14 protein-coding genes, 1 tRNA gene and 1 CRISPR repeat array are annotated in these 15,437 nt (G+C 45.2%); of the genes, 11 read left to right on the top strand and 4 right to left on the bottom strand.

The features are described from left to right. Positions 1–229 (bottom strand): ATP-binding cassette domain-containing protein (locus LDL18_RS06305; protein WP_296507880.1); only part of this gene is annotated, 229 nt, incomplete at its 3' end. Between the two features lie 195 nt (positions 230–424). Between LDL18_RS06305 and LDL18_RS06300 the strand changes: the two genes are divergently transcribed. The 10 genes from LDL18_RS06300 (at position 425) to LDL18_RS06255 (ending at position 11,520) form a co-directional block, all read left to right on the top strand. Then, positions 425–775: a hypothetical protein gene (locus LDL18_RS06300; RefSeq protein WP_296507878.1), complete on the top strand. Its 351-nt coding sequence runs from the start codon at positions 425–427 to the stop codon at positions 773–775. 837 nt (positions 776–1,612) lie between these two features. Further along, on the top strand, positions 1,613–3,076 hold the full coding sequence (gene pabB / locus LDL18_RS06295; RefSeq protein ID WP_296507876.1) for an aminodeoxychorismate synthase component I: 1,464 nt from the start codon (positions 1,613–1,615) through the stop codon (positions 3,074–3,076). 16 nt (positions 3,077–3,092) lie between these two features. Further along, positions 3,093–3,704: an aminodeoxychorismate/anthranilate synthase component II gene (locus tag LDL18_RS06290; protein ID WP_296507875.1), complete on the top strand. Its 612-nt coding sequence runs from the start codon at positions 3,093–3,095 to the stop codon at positions 3,702–3,704. Next, positions 3,670–4,506 carry an aminotransferase class IV gene (locus LDL18_RS06285; protein ID WP_296507873.1) on the top strand — a complete coding sequence of 279 codons (837 nt, stop codon included), beginning with the start codon at positions 3,670–3,672 and terminating at the stop codon, positions 4,504–4,506. Before LDL18_RS06290 ends, LDL18_RS06285 begins: the two co-directional genes overlap by 35 nt. A 198-nt stretch (positions 4,507–4,704) precedes the next feature. Further along, entirely contained in the window at positions 4,705–5,142 is a 438-nt protein-coding gene (locus LDL18_RS06280) for an Rrf2 family transcriptional regulator (RefSeq protein ID WP_296507871.1), read from the top strand. 66 nt (positions 5,143–5,208) lie between these two features. Further along, complete coding sequence (hcp, locus tag LDL18_RS06275; protein ID WP_296507868.1) at positions 5,209–6,846, top strand: hydroxylamine reductase; 1,638 nt, start codon at positions 5,209–5,211, stop codon at positions 6,844–6,846. Between the two features lie 158 nt (positions 6,847–7,004). Continuing rightward, on the top strand, positions 7,005–8,171 hold the full coding sequence (nhaA, locus tag LDL18_RS06270) for a Na+/H+ antiporter NhaA (protein ID WP_296507866.1): 1,167 nt from the start codon (positions 7,005–7,007) through the stop codon (positions 8,169–8,171). A 146-nt stretch (positions 8,172–8,317) separates the two neighbouring features. Then, positions 8,318–9,385, top strand: a complete 1,068-nt coding sequence (locus LDL18_RS06265; protein ID WP_296507864.1) for a dihydroorotate oxidase — start codon at positions 8,318–8,320, stop codon at positions 9,383–9,385. A 264-nt stretch (positions 9,386–9,649) separates the two neighbouring features. Beyond that, complete coding sequence (locus LDL18_RS06260; RefSeq protein ID WP_296507862.1) at positions 9,650–10,999, top strand: replication-associated recombination protein A; 1,350 nt, start codon at positions 9,650–9,652, stop codon at positions 10,997–10,999. A 188-nt stretch (positions 11,000–11,187) separates the two neighbouring features. After that, positions 11,188–11,520 carry a hypothetical protein gene (locus LDL18_RS06255; protein ID WP_296507860.1) on the top strand — a complete coding sequence of 111 codons (333 nt, stop codon included), beginning with the start codon at positions 11,188–11,190 and terminating at the stop codon, positions 11,518–11,520. A 257-nt stretch (positions 11,521–11,777) separates the two neighbouring features. Here the strand turns inward: LDL18_RS06255 and LDL18_RS06250 are convergent, their stop codons facing one another. Continuing rightward, complete coding sequence (locus LDL18_RS06250; RefSeq protein WP_296507858.1) at positions 11,778–13,361, bottom strand: ATP-binding protein; 1,584 nt, start codon at positions 13,359–13,361, stop codon at positions 11,778–11,780. Between the two features lie 12 nt (positions 13,362–13,373). Beyond that, complete coding sequence (gene ybaK / locus LDL18_RS06245; protein WP_296507856.1) at positions 13,374–13,847, bottom strand: Cys-tRNA(Pro) deacylase; 474 nt, start codon at positions 13,845–13,847, stop codon at positions 13,374–13,376. Between the two features lie 217 nt (positions 13,848–14,064). On the opposite strand from ybaK, the gene LDL18_RS06240 reads away from it, so the two are divergent. Then, positions 14,065–14,238, top strand: a complete 174-nt coding sequence (locus LDL18_RS06240) for a hypothetical protein (RefSeq protein ID WP_296507854.1) — start codon at positions 14,065–14,067, stop codon at positions 14,236–14,238. 147 nt (positions 14,239–14,385) lie between these two features. On the opposite strand, the gene LDL18_RS06235 is transcribed toward LDL18_RS06240, so the two are convergent. Continuing rightward, positions 14,386–14,459, bottom strand: a tRNA-Cys gene (locus LDL18_RS06235). A gap of 166 nt (positions 14,460–14,625) precedes the next feature. Continuing rightward, positions 14,626–15,078: a CRISPR direct-repeat array (repeat unit 28 nt; unit sequence TTTCTAAGCTGCCTGTGCGGCAGTGAAC). Between the last annotated feature and the right edge of the window lie 359 nt (positions 15,079–15,437).

Here is a 15,437-nt window from a genome sequence, read left to right as displayed (position 1 = left end):
GTGCCTGTTCCAGTAAGACCAGTTTCAGCCCTGGCTGGATGCTGCGTCGTCCTTCATCCGGTTCGATTGTCCCTGCGAGTAATTTCAACAGAGGTGATTTACCGGCTCCGTTCCGGCCAATCAGTGCCAGCCGGTCGCGGGGCTGAATATTGATATCAAGATGACGGAAAAGATATCCGGTGCCTTGATTAACACCGAGATTTTCAAAAGAGAGTAAAGGTGGAGCCATAGCCTGTTTCTATAAAGGGAAAAACGCTTGCCGTCATCCTTTGATGAAGACTTGTTTTAACGGATATTTTCTTTGTCTTGTTTAAAGATAGATAGAAAATGCTAAACATTTACCGCTATTCGATAGGCGGAATTGATCAGGCAATTATTCATTCCTTATTCAAAACCGCTCCTTTATTGAAGAAGAATGCTTAAAATGAAATCTGCCGCAGTTTTTTGCTTGTGGGCTGTTCTTTCCGGTGGTGTGATTTTATCTCCGGCGACAGCGCAGCAAAGAAGAGATCGGGATGTCGCACTGGCAGCTATCCGTAACGGCCAGATATTGTCTTTGCATCAAATCGAGGAGAAGATTCTGCCTCGCATGGCTGGGTGTCGTTATTTGGGCCCCGAATTGCATGATAATACCATTTATCGTCTGAAATTTATCCGCAATAATACGGTTATTTGGGTCGATGTTGATGGTCAGAGTGGTGAAGTTTTGAATCGCACCGATTCCGATAATGGTGAAGGTGAGGCCGAGACCTATCGAGGCAACTTCAAACGATAATGTTTTTATTCTGACATTTTTTATGTGTCAGTTCTCAGAGTTTATTCTTTTTATGCTTTTATCCTCCTCTTATTTTTGCCCGTTTTCCGTTGTCATCAGGACATCAGGCTTATCGCAATATATTTAATCGTGGCAATAATGGCTGTCATGGCGATGGCTGTAGAGAAAAAACTGAGGAAGAGATTCTGCCGGACGGTAGTGAAGCCTTTTTTAAAATAGTTGAAGTGAAATAGAACGGCGATATGTAGCCAAGTAAGAGCGATTACTATCAGAAATTGAGCTGACCAAAAACTTGGCGATGATTTTATAAATAAAGGCACCAAGCTTATCACGATAGGGAAAAAACATAGCCATATCATTTTGGGTCTTGTTTTGTTTTTTCTTACCAGCATGGATATAGACTTCCCTTTGTTTATGGGATGCTACAGAGTGTTTTTAGTGTTAAATTTTTTATATCTTTTGTTTTTGGTAAATTTATATCAATATAATATTATTTTCAATCAAAAATATGGATCTTCTTTATTATCAATGTCCCGACTATGAAATGATGTCCATTTTTGGAGCAATTGCCTAGAAAGATCATTTGAAAATAGCGGCTGATATTTATGTTTTGGGGAAAATCTTGCAAAGGCGGTTTCTAGCCTGATTTCTGGCAATTCTTTTTTTGTAATATTATTTTACCGTTTTGAGTTTTATTATTTTTTTTAAAATTTAAGTCTTTGCTCTGATTGTCGGAAATTATATCCAAAGCCGCTTCTTTTCTTTATACTTGCCAGTATTTTAGGTGGCGTATTGCCGCATAAGGGATAATATAATCAGGCTATTCTTCGTTGCCGGATGGAAGTCTTCCGCCCGACTATCAGCAATCCTGATAAATTTCAGATCGGTAAAGCAATGTGGCTACAAAAAATTGATCTTAAAGACCCGTTGGTCGCAGCGAACATCCTTTCTTCCCGACCGTATTTTGCTTTTCTTGATAGTGCGATGCATCAGGATAAATTAGGGCGATATTCTTATATCGCGGTTGATCCTTTTGCGAGACTGACGGTTTGTGGTGACCAAGCTTATTGGAATTCTGTCCCTGAAAAGGGTGATCCTTTAGAGCTTTTAAAACGGCATCTGTCGCAATTCGCTTTTGATGAAAAAATTGAACGGCGTTTTCCTTTCCAAGGCGGATGTATTGGTTATGTCGGCTATGACTATGGCCGATGCCTTGAAGTCATCAAGGGCTATCCTGAAACAGAAGATAAAGCCGCCGATATCAATTTTTGCTTTTACGATGTTGTTTTAGCTTTTGACCATGTGACGGGTGAGAGTTACCTTTGCTCTTCTGGTTATCCTGAAACTCAACCCGACAAAAAAGAAAGCCGAGCCAAAGCCCGTTTGGCACAATTTTCTGACTGGCTTTCTATGCCTTCTAAAAAGGCATCTTTGGATGAAAAACCCAATAGGCTTTCATTAAATTGGCAGTCGAATTTCACGAAAGAGCGTTATTGTCAGGCGATTGAAACGGTTCGGGAATATATTCGAAAAGGCGATATCTATCAGGCGAATATCGCTCAGAGTTTTTCAGCCAAATTGCCTGATGATTTCCAGACTTGGCCTTTTTATCGTCAGTTACGTCATGTTAATCCTGCGACCTTTGGGGCATATCTTGCCTTTGGTGATCAGGTTATTGCGTCGGCTTCGCCGGAACGTTTTGTCCTGTTGCAGGATAATCAAATTGAAACCCGTCCGATTAAAGGGACTGCCCGCCGGTCGCCGGATATTGAGAAAGATAGAGTCGCCGCCGAAGAATTGCTTCATTCCGAAAAAGACCGCGCTGAAAATATTATGATTGTCGATCTATTGCGGAATGACGTGTCACGGGTGTCAACGGCGGATTCTGTTGAAGTGACTGATTTATGCCGCTTGGAAAGCTATGCCGGTGTGCATCATTTGGTATCCGTGGTCACCGGAAAATTACGGCCTGAAAATTCTTCCATTGATCTTTTAAAAGCCTGCTTCCCCGGTGGGTCGATTACAGGCGCGCCTAAAATTCGGGCGATGGAAATCATTGCAGAAATCGAACAATTGGCACGTGGCGTTTATTGCGGGTCGATCGGGTATATTGATTTTGGTGGTAATCTCGATTTCAACATTGCGATCAGAACCGTCACCTTGAGTAAAAACAAAGCCGTCTTTCAAGTCGGGGGCGGGATTACCCTACTTTCCGATCCCGAAGCGGAATATGTCGAGACCCTGACCAAAGCTGCAAAAATCTTTGAAAGTTTTGGCACGTCGGTTTCTGAAATGGCTTGAGGGTGAGGAATGTCTGATGCTTTTGATGATTGATAATTACGACTCTTTTGTTGTTAATCTGGCGCGCTATTGTGAAAGACTTGGCCGGAAAGTCAGCTTGTTCCGCCATGATAAAATCACCCTTGAAGAGATCAAGGTGATGTCCCCAAAAGCGATTATCCTTTCCCCTGGGCCTTGCTCACCGGAAGAAGCGGGTATCTCTTTGGATGTTTTGCGGCAATTTTCTGGGAAAATACCTATTTTAGGAGTCTGTCTTGGCCATCAAGCCATTGGTGTTGCCTTTGGTGGTATGATTGCCCGTGCCAGCTATCCGCTTCACGGGCGCGCCGTGGAAATCAGTCATGTCGGGAAAAGACTGTTTAAAGATATTCCCAATCCTTTTAAGGCGGCACGCTATAATTCGCTGATTATCCAGAAAACCGAAGCGATGGAACAGTATTTGACGGTTGATGCGGTATCACCGGAAGGCGAGATCATGGCTTTATCGCATAAAAGTCATCCGACCTATGGTATCCAGTTTCATCCTGAATCGGTTTTGACCGAATATGGCGATGCGATTTTAGCGCGCTTTTTTGATTTGGAGGAAGCCTTCTATGCCGATATGGCTGAACGGTGTATTAGCCAATGAGGCTGTTGCCGCATTTAACCTGAATGATAAAGGGTTATTACTGGGATATGGTGTTTTCGATACCGCCTTGGTTGTCGCTGATAAGGTCGTCTATCGGGAAGCGCATCTTGAAAAATTGATGAAAAGCTGTGCGGCTTTGTCTTTGCCGGTGGCTGCGTCTTTTTTAAGCGAGATGATGGAGAAGGCGGCAAAAAATCTGCCTTTGGGTGTAATAAGGATCACCGTGACAGGGGGTGTGGGCCCAAGAGGAATGGCTTTTAGTCCCGAAGCCAAGCCTAATGTTATTGTTTCAGCTTCCCCGATAGCAGCGACAATATTTTGTCCTGAGATACGGCTTGTCTTGACGCCACTTCGACGGAATGAAAGCTCTGTCACGTCGCGGATTAAAACGCTGAATTATCTTGATGCGATTATGGCGGTGACAGAAGCGCGTCAGAAGTCTTTTGATGATGCGCTTTTTTTAAATACCGCAGGACATGTTGCCTGTAGTAGCACCGCCAATCTTTTCATGATCCGCGACGGGCGTTTGATTACCCCGCCGGTCAGTGATGGTATTTTGGCGGGTATTATGCGCGCCAATATTCTGCGTTTTGCAAAATCTTGCGATATTCCGGTTGAAGAGCGCTCTATTGGCTATGAAGAGCTGTTAGAGGCAGATGACATCTTCTTAACCAATAGTTTGCGTCTGATCAGTCAGGTCACGCATTTAGGGGAGGTTGCTTTGCCGCGTCGGTCGGCGGCCTTGCTGGCTTCGCTGGAGTCGATGGTTTTTGATGAAATCAATTACAGCCGAACCCAATAGGAGATTTTGATTTTATTATCATATTGAGTAATTTATTTTTTTATATTGCCTTTTTTTGTATTTTTCATTCTTCTTGAGTGAAAGAAAATAATTAAGAAGGCTCTTTCTTTTAAATATTACCTTTGGGTAAAATTTAAACTTTACCTTTTTGTAAACTTTGTGGTAAAAGTCTTTTTGTCGATAAGGAATCAGCGTTTTATGCTCTCAATTTCGCAATCAACCGGTTATGCTGTTCTTGCACTGTCTGCTATTCATGCAGAGGGTGAAAAGCTCACCATGGCGCGCGACATTGCCGAAAAAGCGAATATTCCACGCCCTTATCTGACGAAGATTTTAGGTCGCTTGCAAGAAGCCGGACTGATTACAGCCAAGCGAGGCCAAAATGGTGGTTTGCGTTTGAATCGTCCGCCGGAGACAATTTCTCTTTTGGAGATCGTAAAGGCGATTGATGGGAAAGATTGGGGCTGTGGTTGTTTTTTGGGTTTGCCTGGATGTTCCAATGAGCATCCTTGCCCAATGCACAGCTTTTGGCTGAAAACCCGTCCGGTTATTGTCAAGCAATTGGAAAATATGACCTTGGATAAGGCCAAACACTTTACCGAAGCCGGTTGGAAATTCCGCTCTGAAGAAGGCTGAAGATCCGTTTTCCTGACCTCAGAATCTTTTCTGCATTGATGGGTAGGTTACGAAGAGGTTAATGTCATGCTATGTTTTCAGTGTGAACAGACACACAGCGGCACCGGCTGCGTCATTCGGGGTGTTTGCACCAAAACCCCTGAAGTCGCGGCCATTCAGGATCTGATGATTTTTGCATCGGCTGGTCTTTCCTATGTCGCCAAGAATTTGCCGGATAGCTGTGAGGCAGAGCGAAAAGAAGCCGCTTCGCTGGTCATTCAGGCCTTGTTCTCGACAGTGACGAATGTCAATTTCGATGCCGATGTTTTGACCAAAGCCCTTTATCATCTGGTTGACTTTCGCGATGCGCTGAAAGCCAAATTGCCTGAAGATGTCGAGCTTCCTCTGGCTGCAACGCTTGATTTTTCACGTGATCGTGAAACGCTTGTTAAGCAAGGGGAGTCCTATGGCATTGCGAGTCGTCAGAAAGCGCTTGGTATCGACGTTACCGGTCTTCAGGAACTTTTGACCTATGGCATGAAAGGCATGGCCGCCTATGCTCATCACGCAGCGGTTTTGGATTATCGTGATCCCGATGTCGATAACTTCCTGTTGGAAGGCATGGCCGCTCTGACCGATCACAGCCTTGATATCCAAGCTTTGTTAGCGGTTGTGATGCGGTGTGGTGAAGCCTCTTATAAGACGCTGGCTTTGCTTGATAAGGCTAATACCTCTTCTTTTGGTCATCCAGTGCCAACCAATGTAAAGATGAGTCCGTCAAAAGGAAAAGCGATTTTGGTATCGGGGCATGACCTCCTTGATATGAAAGCGCTTTTGGAGCAGACCAAAGATACCGGCATTAAAGTCTATACCCATGGCGAAATGTTGCCTGCCCATGGTTATCCTGAATTGAATAAATATCCGCATCTTGCTGGCCATTATGGCGGTGCATGGATGCGTCAGCGTCAGGAATTTGTTAATTTTCCGGGCCCGATCGTCATGACAACCAACTGTCTGATGGAGCCGAGAAAAGAATATGCCGGTCGCGTTTTTACCCGTGATCTGGTCGGTTGGCCGGGGTTGACCCATCTGCCTGATCGTGACTTTTCAAAGGTGATTGAAGCGGCGCTGGAGAGTGAAGGCTTTACCGAAGATCAGGAGGGACGCTCCCATATCGCAGGTTTTGGCCATCATGCCGTTCTGGATTCCGCAGATGTCGTTATATCGGCGATTAAAAAAGGCGATATTAAGCATTTCATGCTGGTCGGTGGCTGTGATGGCATCAAAAGCGGTCGACATTATTTTACCGATATTGCCGAGAAGGCTCCAAAAGACTGGGTTATTTTGACATTGGGTTGCGGTAAATTCCGTGTCACCGATCTGGATCTTGGTAAAATTGGTGATCTGCCACGCTTGCTCGATATGGGGCAGTGCAATGATAGCTATTCCGCTATTCGGGTTGCTTTGGCTTTGGCTGAGGCTTTCGATACCGATGTGAATAGTCTGCCTTTATCGCTTGTTTTGTCTTGGTATGAGCAGAAGGCTGTCTGTGTGTTGTTGGCTTTGTTGCATCTGGGCGTGAAAGGCATCCGCTTGGGCCCGACGCTTCCCGCCTTTATTACGCCGAATATGCTGAAAATTCTGGTCGATAATTTCGATATTAAACCGATCGGTAATTCTGCCGAAGAGGATTTACAGGAAATCTTGGCTGCTAAAGCCGCCTGATAGATTCAAAGAGTTCAATTTATTATACGGGGAAGGGGGGCTTTGGCTCCCCTTTTCTGTATCCATGAAAGAGGCGGTTTTTATATCAAAAAAGAGGGCGACATTATAAAATAGCTTGGTTTGATTTTTAGCTATACGCTTTACCAATAAGGCAGGATATGTGGTTTTCTGTTCGTAGATTTTTTTTAGGCTCCTCTGGCAGAGCTATCATCCTGCTCTTGTCAGCCCTTCTTGGATTACTTTTATCCAACTCTTTTCTGTCCGAAAGTTATTTTAAGTTGCTTCATCTGAAAATGCCATTTTCGGTTTTGGATGATAGCCCTAATTTGGCAGAATTTATTTCTATTGCGCCGATGTCGCTTTTCTTTTTTGTCGTTATCGCAGAGATAAAAGAAGAAATTATTTCTGGGCATCTAGCTTCTTTCCGGCGGGTTATCTTGCCCCTCATTTCAGCTTTAGGGGGAATGGTGATTCCCGCTTACCTATATGGGCTTATTACATCCGGTCATTTAGAAGTAAGCCGTGGCTGGGCAATCCCGATCGCAACGGATGCTGCCTTTACATTACCTATTATTATAGCGTTAGGACGCCATGTTTCTGAAGGTGCCAAGGTTTGGTTAATGGCTTTGGCTATTTTCGATGACCTATTAGGCATTGTCGTTATTGCTCTTTTTTATGCTTCCCATTTGAATGGATATGCCCTTTTATCAGCGGGTTTCATCACTGCTGTGATGATTGGGCTGAATAAAAAAGCTGTCCAGAATTTATGGGTCTATGCTTCTGCTGGCGTTGTCTTATGGTTGGCTTTATTGATTTCTGGCCTTCATCCTACCATAGCCGGTGTGATAACAGGTCTTTCCCTTCCTTCAATTGCGGATCATCCAGAAAAAGCCTCTCCTTTAGAGCGAGGAAAGCGACATATCCAGCCTTGGGTGACATGGCTTATTCTGCCTTTATTCGGTTTTGTGAGCATGGGAATGCCGCTGTCATCTATGTCCTTTAATGTCTTGCTGGCTCCAGTTTCTTTGGGTGTTGCGTTGGGCTTGCTTTTGGGAAAGCCAATAGGGGTTTTTGGCGCTACTATAATAGCAACTCGACTAAAGATTGCGACCCTGCCTAAGGGAACCTCCTTGCGGATGTTGTTCGGATTATCCTTGTTATGCGGTATCGGTTTTACGATTAGTTTATTTATTGCAGAATTGGCCTTTGCTGGTTCGGATTTTCTTGTTCCGGCCAAATACGGAATATTGATGGGTTCTCTCTTATCCGCTTTAGCTGGATGGTTGTGGTTACGTTTTTTAAAGATTCCGGCAAAAGAGGTTTGAGATTTTATTTGCGGCTTCTGCTGCGATATAAATATTACCTGAGAAATCTTAAATCCGGTTATATTGGGCGATTATCTTAAAAAACTTGTTTCCTGATGAAAGGATATTTCTGTATTCCTCTCGGGAATCATTTGGGAGGCCAGAGCATGAAAACCGAAATTCCATATTACAATCCTGAATTGAGTTATGAAGATAACTATAAGGAAGGCCCTTTCGGCTATTTCGCAGATATTGTTGAAAAGCCCGATCCTTCTTTTGCGGTTTCGGTGAAAAAGCCGGTTTCTTTCCTTGGGTGTTCGGTTGATCTGCCTTTGGGTATCCCAGCAGGCCCTTTGTTGAATAGTCGTTATATCAAGGCGGCTTTTCATGCCGGTTTTGATCTATGCGTTTACAAAACTGTCAGAACACAGGAACATAAAAGTCATCCCTTGCCGAATGTTCTTGCCATTCACCCCGAAGGGGGGCTGAGTGCCGATTGTGAAGCGGTTTTGGCCGATACCCGTTATACTCAGCCTTTATCGATTACCAATTCTTTCGGGGTGCCTTCCTTTAATCCTGATATTTGGCAGCCGGATATGGCCGAAGCGGTTAACGCGGCTTCGGATCGTCAGGTAATGATCGGTAGTTTCCAAGGCACGCGCGGCAAGGGCAAGATTGAAGAAGATTACGCCTTGGCTGCTCGCATGGTGGCTGAAACGGGTGCACCCGTTTTGGAAGCGAATTTGAGCTGTCCCAATGAAGGCGTGAATAGCTTGCTTTGCTTTGATACGCTGGCCGTTCAGAAGATTGTTGAAGCAATCAAGACGGCTGTGCCGGATCGGCCTTTATTGATTAAAACCGCTTATTTCAAAGATAATACCAAGCTGGAAGATTTGGTTTCAAAAGTAGGTCATCTGGTAAGTGGATTTAGCACAATCAATACGTTGAGTGCGCGGCCTCTGGATGAAAAAGGACAACCTGCTTTATCCTCAACCCGTCCCGAAGGCGGGGTTTGTGGTGATGCTATCCGTTGGGCTGGATTGGAAATGGTGCAGCGTTTGGCGGCTTTTCGTGAAGAAAAATCACTCGATTATGCCATCGTGGGTGTTGGTGGCATGAACAAGCCTGAACATTATAAGGCCTATATCGAGGCGGGTGCCAATGCTGTGATGACTGCAACAGGGTCTATGTGGAATCCGCATTTGGCAGAAGAAACGAAGAAGTTTTTGGCTTAAATGAGCTGAAATTAAAAGGGCAGACTTGGCGTTATGTGATGTTTGCTCCCTTTTGTTTCACGTGGAACAAGGGCAGCGTTTCTATTAGAGCGCTGCCTTTTTTGTTTATGTGGGTTTGAGGTGATTGCGGTTTGAGGCGGCTATTCAGAGTGAAATTACATCGGGAAGTCGTGAGTATAACCCGATCAATTTCGAAAGAGATTTTATTGTAAAGAATCTGTCTAAAGATAGCCAAAAAGGGCATTCACCCTGTATGATTGGTGGATGGATGATTTATTCAATTCTGTAGAGCAGGCTGTTTTTACCGAAAATGAAAATCGGCCTGTGCCTGAAAATCGGCCTTTAGCGGATATTTTGCGTCCTAAGCATCTATCTGATGTCATCGGGCAGGCGCATGTCACCGGAGAAAACGGTATCATTGGCCGAATGGTGGCAGCAGGTCGGTTATCCTCTCTGATCTTGTGGGGCCCGCCCGGAACCGGAAAAACGAGTATCGCCCAGCTTTTGGCTGAATCGGTCGGAATGCGATTTGAAATGGTATCGGCCATTTTTTCAGGTGTTGCTGATCTGAAAAAGATTTTTCAAAATGCTATAACCTATCGGGAGATGGGGAAGGCGACATTACTCTTTATTGATGAAATTCATCGTTTCAATAAAGGGCAACAGGATAGCTTTTTACCCTATATCGAGAATGGCACTTTTGTCTTGGTAGGGGCGACAACGGAAAACCCGTCTTTCGCTTTGAATGCGGCTTTGTTATCCCGCGCCCAAGTGGTGACGTTGAACCGTCTGGGTGAAGAGGCCTTGGGCTTGTTGCTGGAAAGAGCCGAGACGGTTTCTGGGCAGCTTTTGCCTGTAGATGATGATGCCCGAAAAGCCTTAATCGCTTCTGCTGATGGAGATGGGCGGTTTCTGTTAAATCAGGCCGAAATTCTCTTGTCGATGAAGCTAGAAAACGCTTTGTCAGTGTCAGAATTGGCGCAAATCCTTCAAAAAAGGATGGCGATTTATGACAAAGATCGGGATGGTCATTATAATCTGATATCGGCATTACATAAATCAGTAAGGGGGTCTGACCCGCAGGCCGCGCTTTATTATTTGTCGCGGATGCTGGTTGCTGGTGAAGACCCGCTTTATTTGTTGCGTCGTATAACGCGTATGGCCAATGAGGAAGTCGGCTTGGCTGATCCTCGGGCTATGGAGCAATGTATTGCGGCTAAAGAGACTTATCAGCTTTTAGGTTCGCCGGAAGGCGAGTTAGCGATTGCTCAAGCCTGTGTCTATGTCGCGACAGCCCCCAAATCCAACGCGATCTATAAGGCTTATAATCAGGCGATGGCCTTGGCGCGCGAAAGCGGCTCTGTCTTGCCACCGTCCAATATCCTTAATGCGCCAACCGAGATGATGAAACAGCAGGGCTATGGTGAGGGGTATCACTATGACCATGATATGCCCGATGCTTTTTCAGGTGATAATTATTGGCCGGAGAATTTGCCGCCTGTGACGCTCTATCAACCGAATATACGGGGTTATGAAAAGCATATCACGGAGAGGTTAGCTTTTTGGGCGCATTTGCGACAGGAAAGAAAAAAAGGAAAGCCTAACGGTAAGTAAAAGCGGGTAAAAATATTGGGCAAGGCAAGAATTTATGCCGGATTTTGAAACCGCATTTACTGCGATCATTTTATCGGGATTGGGCTTTATGGGAACAAAAAGGCCTGAATTAACGTATTACCTTTCATAAAGCCCCCTTTTGCCGAGTAAAATGATGGCAAAAGGCGGAAAGAGTAAAGGTGCTTGTTATGTCCCATAAAAAACTGGAAGTGTCTGCTGGAATAAGGCACCGTATGGCCGCCGAGATTATGGATCATATGAATTATATGGTCGATGACCCAGATCAGCTGTCAGTCAAACCTGCAAATGCTCTTGAGCATATCTTTTTATACGAAGATAGCGGCGCAGTAATTGCCGAGATTCCTTTAGTCTTTAAAGGTGAATCTGGACGCGCCCTTTATGACATATCGCATAACCGTCTTGTTCATAGCGATATCAAACATGACCAGTTGAAAGAAATGCTTTCCAGCAAAATGCCTGATTTTAAAGAAGAGCTGTTGGAATATTTCCGCGAGAATTGATTTTTAATAAACAGGGGAAAAGGCACTTTCTTTTTTAAGAGAGTGCCTTTTTTATTGAATATTGCCAGTCCTGTTGTTTCACGTGGAACAGGATCAATATCGGCGGCATGATGCGAACTTATATCTGCACCGAGGCGATAGGATAGGCCAGAGAGATTTTTTTGTGCAAGGGGCAGTCGTCTGTATTTGAAAAAACAAATTGCTGTTTATGTGAAAGGGCAGAATTGAGATAAAGCCATCTGCCCTTGTCATTGATGTCAGGCGGCTGTGCTGGTCGTCCAGCCTAAAGCCGGAAGTGTAATGCTGCGCCGTCCGCCGAAATCAGTTCTGATAGCGATAATACCCTGATTTTCCATATAGCCGATTAGCCGTCTGGCACGTCCAGCCGAGCGTGTGCCGTAAATACGGGCAATCATCTCATCATCGGGGCAGGGGGCATTTTCTTTTGCACTTTTTGCCAAGAACAAAAACACCGCCTGTATATCTTCTTCAAGAATGCTGGCTGCCTTGAGCGCAGGTTGCCACAATTCATCCTGTAAATCGTCATTGCTAAGCCCTGCTTTGGCAATCGTCAGCCTTTTGGTGAAGGCTGTTAAATCCAAAGGCGGTGTGGATAGGCCGTGCATCCGGCAACCAATCGTAAATTCGGGATAGAGCAAATTGGCCTGACGGTAAGCGTTTTCTTCTTCTTCGACGATACTGGAAAGAAGAGCATCAATCAGCGCTTCTTTCTGGCTATTATCGACCGGATTTTCGGCGGCTTCTGCCTCGGCTATTTTCGCCTCTTCTTCCTTTTCCTTTTGCAGCAATTCCATCAATTGGCTGGACGAAGGCGGTGGAGGGGGTTCAGGAGAAGCTAAAGGTAAAGCGGGTTCTTCCGGTTCGGAGAAGAGCAGCGCTTCGGGATTACTATTTTTGCTGTCGGGGAGCGGCATCAATTTGAATCCGCCTGTCCGGCTTTTAGTCTCGACTTCCCCGATTTTGACCGCAACAGGGCGACGGCATAAAGCCGGCCCTAAGGCTAGAAAATGCCCCCGTTCAAGGTCGCGGATGCTTTCAGCTTGCCGTCTGTCCATACCGAGCAAATCGGCTGCGCGTGCCATGTCGATGTCAAGAAAAGTACGCCCCATGAGAAAATTTGAGGCTTCGGCGGCGACATTCTTGGCTAATTTAGCCAGACGTTGGGTCGCAATGACACCGGCAAGGCCTCTTTTCCGGCCACGGCACATCAAATTGGTCATGGCTGCGAGAGATAGGCGGCGCGCTTCGTCCGAGACCTCTCCTGCTTGGGCTGGGGCAAAGATTTGGGCTTCATCCACAACGACAATCGCGGGATACCAGTGGTCGCGCGGGGCATCAAATAATGTCGCAAGAAACCATGCGGCACATTTCATCTGATTATCGACATCCAGCCCTTCAAGATTGAGCACCACGGAAACGCGATGTTCGCGAATTCTTTGCGCCAAAACCCGAATTTCGGATTCATTGTAAGCCGCAGCTTCGACCGCGACATGAGGAAAGCGTTCCGCCAAGGTAACAAAGTCGCCTTCGGGATCAATGACAATCTGTTGCACAAAACGGGCGCTTTTTTCGAGCATCCGCCTCAATAAATGGGATTTACCGGAACCGGAATTACCCTGAACCAACAATCTTGTTGCCAGCAATTCTTCGAGATCCATCGGGACAACTTGCCCTTTGGAATCTTTCCCCATGTCGATCATCACAGTCATGCGGCATCTTTGAGCAAGGCTTGTCCTTTTCTGCAAGGGCAGATCAGTCAAAAATAAAAGAATTTGCCATAAATAAGAAAAGGGTTCGTCTCTTTCCTTATTTATGGCCATTGGGAAGAAAGGTTAATTGGCGACCGATGCGATTTTACCCTCAACAGCGCGACGGGCATCTTCGGGTGCAAGGGCGACTAATACCCCACGCTGACCGCCATTGATAAAGATCTTTTCAGCCTGAAAAGCGGATTCGTCAAAAATAACCGGAACGCGCTTTTTCTGGCCGAAAGGGCTGATCCCACCAACGTGATAGCCGGTCATCCGTTCTGCATCGACAGGCTTAATCATATTGGCTGATTTTCCCCCTGCGGCGGCGGCTAATTTTTTCATCGAGACTTCATGATTGACTTGCACTACGACGCAAACCGGCTTGCCATCGACTTCGGTCATCAGAGTTTTATAGACAATCTCGGCGGGCTGCTGGAGGGCTTCAGCGGCCTGTAAGCCAGCGGCTGGTGCCTTGGGATCGTAGTCATAGGGATGAACGGTAAAAGCAATCCCTGCTTTTTCAAGAAAAGCCGTTCCGCGTGTTTTCTTAGTCATGTTTTCAAATACCCTGTTCTCTTTTGATCGAAAAGAGCTGAAGTGAAAATCGAGAAATCGTGAACAGACGGATGGCTTGGCAGTTCTGTTTTGGCCATATCGCCAGTCTGTGAAGGCGCAATATAGCGGTTTTGCGTCTAGATCAAAAGAGGGCGATCGAAGCGCGGGCGTGGGATAGAAAAAACATCAAGGATAACGGTTTTTCAAGAAGGGTAGAATGGTGAAGAGCCGTTTTTATGGAGCGAAATTGTTGCCTGCGAAGGTCTTGGGCTGGAAAAATGGCGAGACTATTTACGGTATGAATTTATCAGCGACGATTTTTGCGGTTTATTCTTTCGATCATAAAGGCGTGCATGGGCTGATTTTTAGAATGATTTTTATCAGATTTTGATTTTATTTAGGAAGATGTTTGGCGGTGTATTATTTCTGGAAAAGAGACATTCAGCCGAAACTATTAAAAAACAGCAAGTTACAGCATATATTTTTGAGAAAAAGTAAGACGGTCTGACAGAATTGACCATAGTTATAAAAGGAAATCTGGAGGCCCGAGCCGGAATCGAACCGGCGTGCAAGGATTTGCAGTCCTCTGCGTAACCACTCCGCCATCGAGCCACCTCAAGCGCAAATGCGCGGATTTTTGGCTTTCGTCAACCTAAATCTTTGAAAAAATGTATAATATTTGAAGGTTGTGATCTGAGAATTTTTATTAAGTATTTGTTTTTAAATGATTTTATGTGAATTATCGGGCGTAAGGCAGTGATTGGAATAGTTTTTGATGATTTGATGCTGCCTGTGCGGCAGTGAACCTGGAGGCCGGTTATCAAGTTTAACGGCTACTTTTCTAAGCTGCCTGTGCGGCAGTGAACATCGGGATGGTTGATGAGAACGGCAATCGCAAATTTCTAAGCTGCCTGTGCGGCAGTGAACGATAAGGGTGGACAATTTCCGGCTTACGGCACTTTCTAAGCTGCCTGTGCGGCAGTGAACATATTGAGCATACAAGAAGCCTGATCCTCAAAATTTCTAAGCTGCCTGTGCGGCAGTGAACAGGCCGCTTAATCCCGTTGGCCTTAGCTAAATTTTTCTAAGCTGCCTGTGCGGCAGTGAACTGGCGAACCGAAAGGATGACCAATAAAATCTCTTTCTAAGCTGCCTGTGCGGCAGTGAACATAAGCGTTATGCAAGAAAGGCTATCTTCCAAATTTTCTAAGCTGCCTGTGCGGCAGTGAACTAGAGGTTGTTGATAAAATTACCCCTAAAATAAAGGGATATCCTGCTAAAATAGCAAAATAACCCTAAAAAATAGCCCTATATGTAACATATTGATTTTAAATAATTTTTTGAGGACTCTAAAAAAGAGGGTCAAAAAAGGGTTCAAAATAAACCGAAGCTATTCTTAACGCTATCAAAAAGCCGTGTCCTCTTTGATAGCGTTTTTTCTTTTTGAAGAAAATAACCAATATACTCAAAAATATATTGGCTATTTCTCCTCATGTGGATTAGGCGGCGAGCCGAGCCATTGAGCCGAGCCATTGAGCCGAGCCATTGAGCCGAGCCATTGAGCCGAGCCATTGAGCCGAGCCATTGAGC

It is taken from the genome of Zymomonas sp. (assembly GCF_020216885.1).
GTDB lineage: Bacteria > Pseudomonadota > Alphaproteobacteria > Sphingomonadales > Sphingomonadaceae > Zymomonas.
This window is presented reverse-complemented; position numbering and strand designations above follow the sequence as displayed.